The sequence below is a fragment of the Zarconia sp. genome, from assembly GCF_057467645.1.
This window is the reverse complement of sequence record NZ_JBRJXU010000055.1, coordinates 23,962-31,660: the sequence shown is the minus strand read 5'-3', so window position 1 is coordinate 31,660 and position 7,699 is coordinate 23,962. Positions and strand designations below refer to the sequence as shown.

Annotated in this window: 4 protein-coding genes and 1 pseudogene; 3 read left to right on the top strand and 2 right to left on the bottom strand. The window is 51.3% G+C overall.

Annotation, left to right across the window (positions count from 1 at the left end):
* The 3 genes and pseudogenes from AC2215_RS07920 to AC2215_RS07910 form a co-directional block, all read left to right on the top strand.
* Positions 1–1,848 (top strand): annotated as a pseudogene (locus tag AC2215_RS07920) (hypothetical protein); the annotation flags it as partial.
* A 52-nt stretch (positions 1,849–1,900) separates the two neighbouring features.
* On the top strand, positions 1,901–2,479 hold the full coding sequence (locus tag AC2215_RS07915; protein WP_486809430.1) for a CIS tube protein: 579 nt from the start codon (positions 1,901–1,903) through the stop codon (positions 2,477–2,479).
* A 47-nt stretch (positions 2,480–2,526) separates the two neighbouring features.
* On the top strand, positions 2,527–4,320 hold the full coding sequence (locus tag AC2215_RS07910) for a VgrG-related protein (protein WP_486809429.1): 1,794 nt from the start codon (positions 2,527–2,529) through the stop codon (positions 4,318–4,320).
* A gap of 121 nt (positions 4,321–4,441) precedes the next feature.
* On the opposite strand, the gene AC2215_RS07905 is transcribed toward AC2215_RS07910, so the two are convergent.
* Positions 4,442–6,079, bottom strand: coding sequence for an acetolactate synthase large subunit (locus tag AC2215_RS07905; protein ID WP_486809428.1), 1,638 nt, complete (start codon positions 6,077–6,079; stop codon positions 4,442–4,444).
* A 207-nt stretch (positions 6,080–6,286) separates the two neighbouring features.
* On the bottom strand, positions 6,287–7,657 hold the full coding sequence (locus tag AC2215_RS07900) for an NAD-dependent succinate-semialdehyde dehydrogenase (protein ID WP_486809427.1): 1,371 nt from the start codon (positions 7,655–7,657) through the stop codon (positions 6,287–6,289).
* Positions 7,658–7,699: the final 42 nt, after the last annotated feature.

Below are 7,699 nucleotides of genomic sequence, written 5' to 3'. Positions count from 1 at the left end.
CGTTTAGATACCGAAAGTATTGCTACCGATTCTCCATCTGTAGAAGAAACTCCAACCATTCAAAATGCGATCGCCTCTCCGACGCGAGAAACTGCCATCCCGATTCAGCCACGTTCGGATACCGAAAGTATTGCTACCGATTCTCCAGATGAAGAGGAAACCCCAACCATTCAAAATGCGATCGCATCTCCGACGCCAGAAACTGCAATCCCGATTCAGCCACGTTCGGAAACTGAGAGTGTCGCTACCGATTCTCCATCTGTAGAGGAAACTCCGATTCAACTACGTTCGGAAACTGAGAGTGTCGCTACCGATTCTCCACTCGAAGGGAAGACTCCAACCATTCAAAATGCGATCGCCTCTCCGACGCCAGAAACGGCAATACCGGTTCAGCCACGTTCGGAGACTGAGAGTGTTGCTACCGATTCTCCATCTGTAGAAGAAACCCCGATTCAACCCGGTTCGGAAACCGAAAGCATTGCTACCGATTCTCCTGTCGTAGAGGAAACCCCAACCATTCAAAAAGCGATCGCCTCTCCTACACCAGAAACTGCAATACCGGTTCAGCCACGTTCGGAGACTGAGAGTGTTGCTACCGATTCTCCATCTGTCAAAGAAACTCCCATTCAACCACGTTTGGAAACTGAGAGTGTTGCTACCGATTCTCCTATTGAAGGGGAAACTCCAACAATTCAAAAAGCGATCGCATCTCCGACGGCAGAAACGGCAATCCCGATTCAGCCACGTTCGGAAACCGAAAGTATTGCTAGTGAAACTCCATCCGTCGTAGAGGAAACCCCGATTCCACGACGTTTGGAAACTGAGAGTATTGCTAGTGAAACCCCTGTTGAAGAGGAGACTCCAACAATTCAAAAAGCGATCGCATCTCCTACACCAGAAACTGCAATACCGGTTCAACCACGTTTGGAAACTGAGAGTGTCGCAACCGATTATCCATCCGTAGAAGAAGAAACTCCAACCATTCAAAAAGCGATCGATTCTTCTGTTGAGGAAACCCAAACTCCCATTCAGCGACGGGAGGATACTGAAAGCGTCGCCACCGATTCTCCCCTAGAAGCAGAAACATCGATTCAACGACAGGAGAATGCCACATTTTCGAGCGATCGTTTGGGAAATCCTCCCTTGAGATCCGCTTCCGATTTAACGATATCTGCTTTCAATGGCGATCGAATATCGCCTCTGGGGGGATTTTCCGAGGAGACGGCGATCGAAGATACCCAACTCTTCCTCAAATCCGATCGCGATTCAAACATCCAACCTCGTGAAATTTCTTCTGGGTTAGAAGAAAATAACTTGCCATCTGCCAATGTTCCGAAAATAATACCCGATCCGGGAAATGCCAATGCTTTCGACTCACCGGCATCTCCCACCAGCCTGGAAGCATGGTTGGGGAACACATCCGCCTCGTCAGTAGAGAATACCATCCCCAAATCGATTTCTCTTCGATCTCCCTTTGCCGAAGCCGAGAATCCCTCTGAATCCGATGAGGATAGCGATTTGCCTCTCGACGATCGAAACGCCCGTACGCTCAAGCAAGTCGGCGCTAAAGTAGAAGTTTGCGATGCGGAACTCGAAGAATTCGCCCAGAAAGTCTACGGGTTAATTCGGCCGCAGTTGGAAGGAGAACGAGAACGTCAATATTTTCGAACTGCCACATCGTTGCCGTGGTTCGATCCCCTCAGCCAGCTGTCCGTTCGTAGTCAGCAATTTTCGGCCGATGCCAGCACCAGTCCCGTCCCCATCGATCGCCATCTCGAACAGTTGGTCACCGAAGTTCGCCATTACCTGCGCGATCGATTTCTACTCGATCGAGAGCGATCGGGCTAGCCACTTTTGACGATCGTTTCCCACTTATCGAGTCAAGTTTTAGGAGAAAATTATGCCGCGAAATTTAAGTCAAGCCAATGCACAACTGCAAAAGGCAAAACTCGTACCCATCGGGGCGGGTCAGGCGATCGATTTTATGTTTAATCCCAACGAACTCGTGTTTGAGGGTGTCGTTGAAACTGCCGATAACCCAGGGGCTAGAAGTGCGGAATCAGGGAAACCCAAAGTCAGCTTTTCTAATATTAAAGCATATAAAGTGACCCTAAACAATATTCTCTTTGACACCTATGAAGATGGGGAAAATGTTGTCAAAAAATATATCGAGTCCTTTCGTCAGGCGGTTGAATTTGTCGGTCGCGAAGAACGTCCTCCCATCTTTCAGTTTATTTGGGGCAATCAACGCTATTTTAGAGCCTGCTTTGTCGAGCAACTCAACTATAAACTGACAATGTTTCTGCCCGATGGCACTCCCGTACGAGCGGTGATTGACAGTTTAACGCTCAAGGAGGTGGATGAATCGGTTGCCACCAAATCTTTGAAAGCGAAAGCCAATAGTGGGGTCTCTCAAAGCCAGCGTCAACAAGATAGTTTAGATAACAAGCGCCAAAATATCGATCGTCAGTTTCGCTAGATTATCGACAATCGACATTCATTTTAGTCTGAGGTCAAAAATACATCATGACTCAAGCCACTTCTCCATCTGGTAACTCGGTCAAATCTGGCGAAAAAACGGGTTCGGTTAAAGGTAGCTATCGCGCCAAGATTCAGCTGGAAATTGATGGTGCTTCTGCTCGATCGGACCTGATAGAAGATATTCTATACGTCACCGTCGAACAAAGCCTGCACTTACCATCCACATTTACCATCGCCATCAAAAATGATTACCATTCTGGGAGAGAATCCGATACCGTCTGGAAACATCAAAGTTTATTAGAAATTGGCAAACCCGTCAAAATTATATCGATGGGTAATACTGCCGATTCTCCCACCTTCGACTCTGGCAGCTCCTCCTCATCGAATGGTGATTCTGCCCTTTTTGAAGGGGAAATTACCGCGATCGAAACTCATTTTAACGAGCGATCGCAAGCACCCATCATTTTACGGGGATACGATATTTCTCATCGCCTCTATCGAGGTCGCTGGAATCGATCGTTCCAAAATATCACCGATAGCGACCTCGTCAAAAAAATTGCCATAGAAGTGGGAATACCTACGGGAGAAATTGAGAGTTCGGGTTTGACCTACGAATACCTATTTCAAAAAAATCAAACCAATATGGAATTCTTGCGAGAACGGGCATGGACGTTGGGATTTGAACTGTTCGTTCGCGAGGGAAAACTGAATTTTAGAAAACCGAAAAAAGATGGCAGTTTAACTCTCAAGTGGCTGACAGATTTGCACGATTTTCGCGTTCGGGTCAACAGCGCCGAACAAGTCAAAGAAGTGCAAGTTCGCGCCTGGGACTATCCAGAAAAAAATGCGATCGTCAGTAAAGTCAAAAAAGGCACAACTCTTACTCAAAACCAATTCGGCAGCGGCAGCGAGAGCAGTAACTCATTTCAGAAAAAACCGACCAATCCCACGGAAATTATCTTCGATCGCCCCGTTTCTTCTCCTAAAGAAGCCTCGGCGATCGCTCAAGCATTATGCGACGATATCGGCGATCGATTTATCACCGCCGATGCCAAAGGAGATGGCAACCCCGGTCTGATTCCCGGACAAGTCGTTCAACTCTCAGAGCTGGGCAAATACGACGGCGAATATTACATCACCGACACCCGCCACACCTACTACGAGCGCGTCTATACCACGGAATTTAGCATTCGCAGCGCCGGTAGCGATCTCCTCGACCTGCTCGCACCTACCCCCCGCCAGCAACCGGGACAAACCCTCGCCATCGGCATTGTCACCGACAATCAAGACCCCGACGGACTCAGCCGGGTGAAGGTCAAGTTTCCCACCCTCACGGAAGACCATACCAGCGATTGGGCGAGAGTTATCAGCGCCGGAGGGGGGAAAAACCGGGGGCTGCTGTGCCTGCCGGAAATCGACGATGAAGTGCTAGTGGGATTCGAGCATGGCGACATCCACCGTCCCTTTATTCTGGGGGGGTTGTGGAACGGCAAAGATGCGCCTCCGGTGAAAGCGGAAGATGCCGTGCAAGATGGGAAAGTGCGCCTGCGAACCCTACAAACCCGCACCGGTCATAAGTTGGAGTTTGTGGAGGAAGATAAAGGCAACAGTAAATCGGGAATTTCGATCGCCACAGCTGGGGGACATCAGTTACAGATTAACGATAGCGATAAATTCATCGAGATTACGACGCCGGGGGGTCAAAAATTGCGCTTGGACGATCGTGGCACGATCGAATTGAGTTCTACCGGTAGCTTGCAAATTCAAGCCATTGGAAATATCAACATGCAAGCCGCTGGGGAGATTGCTTTGAAGGCAAGTTTGATTCGGTTGAATTAACGTCAGTTCGGGATAAGACAGTGTCTGGGGAGGGTAGGGTGTGGGGTGTGGGGAAAATTCATTTCCCTTGTCTCCTTGTCTCTGGACTCCCCTACACCTCACACCCCACCCGCACCTGAGCTTACATCTTACAGTGCAACTCCCCAGCCTTATTCGAGAAGCGGGCATTTTCTCGATAATCCACCGGACAGTCGATCACCGCCGGAACGTCCTGGGCGAGGGCTTCTTGGAGGGTGGGAACCAAATCCGCTGTCGACTCGACGCGATAGCCCTTCAATCCCATACTTTCGGCAAATTTGACAAAATCGGGATTGCCGAACTCGATAAACGATGCATGACCGTAGTGGGCTTCCTGCTTCCACTCAATTAACCCGTAGCCGCCATCGTTGAAGATAATTGTCACGAACGCCGTCCCCACCCGCAGGGCTGTTTCCAACTCCTGGCAGTTCATCATAAAACCGCCATCTCCGGTAGCTGCCACGATTTTGCGATCGGGATAGACGAGTTTGGCGGCGATCGCCCCGGGAATGGCAATCCCCATGGCGGCAAACCCGTTGGAAATCAGACAGGTATTGGGGCGATCGCAGTGGTAGTGGCGGGCGATCCACATTTTGTGCGCCCCCACGTCGGAAATCACGATATCGTCGGGCCCCATCACCTGCCGCAAGTCGTAGATAATTTTCTGGGGTTTGATAGGAAACCCGTCATCGTTGGCATACTGTTCGTAGTCGGCGCGAATATCCGATCGCAAGCCAACCGCGTGGGGAGTGGGTTTAGTTTCTCGGTCCGATCGCCGCAAAATCTCGTTGAGGGCATCGGTCATATTCCCCACCACTTCCACGATCGGAATATAGCTGCTGTCGATTTCCGCCGGTCGAGTGCCCACGTGGACGATGGGAATGTTCCCCTCGGGATTCCATTTTTTCGGCGAATACTCGATCAGGTCGTACCCCACGGCAATCACCAAATCCGTATTGTCGAAGCCGCAGCTAATATAGTCTCGCTGCTGCAACCCCATCGTCCACAGAGACAGGGGATGGGTGTAGGGAATCAACCCCTTGCCCATAAACGTATTCACCACCGGAATGTTTAGCCGGGTGGCAAACTCGGTAATCGCATCGCTGGCATTATCGCGAATGGCCCCGTTCCCCAGCAAAATCAGGGGATTGTTCGCTCGCGAAATTGCCGCGGCCGCATCGTTGAGACTGCTGTAGGAAGCGTAGGAAATCTCTTTCTTCCCCAGATTCAGGGGTTGACCTTCGGCCGGCATCCCGGCGATATTTTCCGGAACATCGATATGTACCGCCCCCGGTTTCTCCTGCTGGGCTTGCTTAAACGCCTTACGGACGATTTCCGGGGTATTGCTGGGACGCACGATTTGGGTGTTCCATTTCGTCACCGGTTCGAACATGGCCACCAAATCCAAATACTGATGGGATTCGATGTGCATGCGATCGGTTCCCACTTGCCCGGTAATCGCTACCAACGGCGCGCCGTCCAGGTTGGCATCAGCGACTCCCGTCATCAAATTCGTCGCCCCCGGCCCCAACGTCGAGAGGCAAACCCCCGCTTTTCCCGTCAGGCGACCGTAAACATCTGCCATAAAAGCCGCCCCCTGTTCGTGGCGGGTGGTAATAAATTGAATCGACGAGTCTCTCAAGGCTTCCAGGACGTGGAGATTTTCCTCCCCCGGCAATCCGAAAACGTATTTTACGCCTTCATTTTCCAGACATTTGACGAGTAGTTCTGCTGTGTTCATTGTTGAGTGTTGAAAAGAGGGAATAGGGAATGGGGTGTGGGGAATAGGGAATGGGGAATGGGGAATGAGGAATGGGGAATGGGGAATGGGGAATGGGGAATGAGGTGTGGAAAACAGAAAATTTTGAGTTGTTCGCCAACATATTCTCTCCCTTGTCTCCCTTGTCTTCCCCCTCTCCCCATGCCCCCAAAGCCCCCGAAGCCTCCGCTACTTCCCAATCCATACCGTTTTCAGGTTGACGAATTCGTGAATGCCGGGAATGCCCAGTTCCCGTCCGTAACCGGATTTTTTAATCCCGCCGAAGGGCAGTCGCGGATCGGATTTGACCAAACCGTTGATAAAAACCGCCCCGGCTTCGATTTCGGAGATCGCCTTTTCTCGTTCCGCTTCCACGTTCGTCCAGACACTCGCCCCCAGCCCAAACTCGGTACAGTTGGCCAGTTCGATGGCTGCGTCGATATCCGGGACTCGGAACAACAAGGCCACCGGTCCGAAAAATTCTTCGTTGTCGGCGGGGGTTCCGGGGGGAAAGTCGGTCAAAATCGTGGGGGGGTAAAAGTTCCCGGGGCGATCGCTTAGGGGTTTGCCTCCGGTGACAACCGTTGCCCCCGCATCGATGCAGGCACGCACCTGCTCGTCCAAATCTTGTAAAATACCCGGAGTTGCCAAAGGACCGACATCCGTATCCTCTGCCATGGGGTCGCCAATTTTCAGTCCCTCGAACTTTTGGGCCAGACGCTGTTGAAAATCATCGGCGATCGCCCCGACGAGAATAAACCGTTTGGCGGCGATGCACGATTGTCCGTTGTTGAGCATTCGGGCGGTAACGGCGGTTGCCACAGCGGCATTTAAATCCGCACTGGGCAAAACGATAAACGGATCGCTACCCCCAAGTTCGAGTACCGTCTTTTTAATCTGCTTCCCGGCTGTGGATGCCAGACTCGCCCCAGCGGCTTCGCTACCGGTGAGGGTGGCGGCTTTGACGCGATCGTCCTCCATAATCCCTGCGACTTGATCCGATCCGATGAGGAGAGTTTGGAAAATACCGTGGGGAAATCCCGCTTCGTTGAAAATTTCCTCGATCGCCAAGGCGCATTGGGGAACGTTGGAAGCGTGTTTGAGCAGTCCTGCATTCCCGACCATCAAGGCTGGGGCGGCAAATCGGAATACTTGCCACAAGGGGAAGTTCCAGGGCATCACCGCCAGTACGATTCCGATGGGCTGGTAGCACACGTAGCTGAAACTGGCATCCGTGGCAATCGGAGTATCTGCGAGGAATTCGGCGGCGTTATCGGCGTAGTAGCGACACACCAAGGCGCATTTATTGACTTCGGCGATCGCACTTTTGAGGGGTTTGCCCATTTCCAGGGTCATGATTTTCCCCAATTTTTGCGCGTCTCGCTCTAAAATATCCGCAGCCGATCGCAACCATTTCGATCGCTCGGCAAAAGACGTCCGGCGATATTGCCCGAAAGCACGACTGGCGCGATCGAGTTTTTCTTCGATCTGACGATCGCTCAGAGGGTCAAAAGTTTTTACGGTTTCCCCAGTAGTGGGGTTGATGGTGGCTATACTCATAATCGATATCGGATGGGGAGTACATCGGCAACCAAAAATACA